Genomic DNA, 531 nt, shown 5'->3' with positions numbered 1-531 from the left:
CATTCGTGCCGAGCGGAGCCCGGTGATCGCTCGCCACGAAACGGCGTGTCGATGCTGCCGAACTGGCGCGCGGATAGCCGGGCATCGTGCAATGGCGGCCCGTTCAGATCGGAGGCTCCGCGCCGCTGCCACCGGGTTCGCGATTCGGCTCGCATGTCCCGTTGCGACGAACCGGAGTCCTTCGTGCAGGGTTCGTCCGGGCATCCACCGACCGGGGCGACCAGACCGCGCTGGTTCCCGTATGACGGAATGGCAGTGACGGTGGTGTCGAGCATCATGCCCGCACAGGTGGCCATCAAGGATGAATCAACGGCAATCCCGGCGGGAATCTCGCCGTGGTCATCGTAATACGCTGTCTGTTCTGGCCTCGGCCGCACCACCCACACATTACGGCTTTTCCGTCCGGTCAGCGCCGGGACAAGCCTGAAAGACGGAAGTCCTCACGATCCACGTCGAATCGACATTCACGCGACGTGGCTCGCCCGACCCGCCTCCTCACTCCAGCCGCGTCACCCCAAACGTGTTGGGTAC

At 64.8% G+C, this 531-nt stretch carries 1 protein-coding gene; it reads right to left on the bottom strand.

The genetic code is table 11. The features are described 5' to 3' along the window. Positions 1 to 278, bottom strand: a 278-nt coding sequence (locus AC0IYH_RS29185; RefSeq protein ID WP_471837498.1) for a hypothetical protein, incomplete at its 3' end; no start/stop codon positions are given. Between the last annotated feature and the right edge of the window lie 253 nt (positions 279 to 531).

The sequence above is a fragment of the Pseudomonas sp. AC463 genome, from assembly GCF_979253585.1.
Note: the sequence above shows the minus strand (reverse complement) of the source record. Positions and strands in the feature narration are given on the sequence as shown.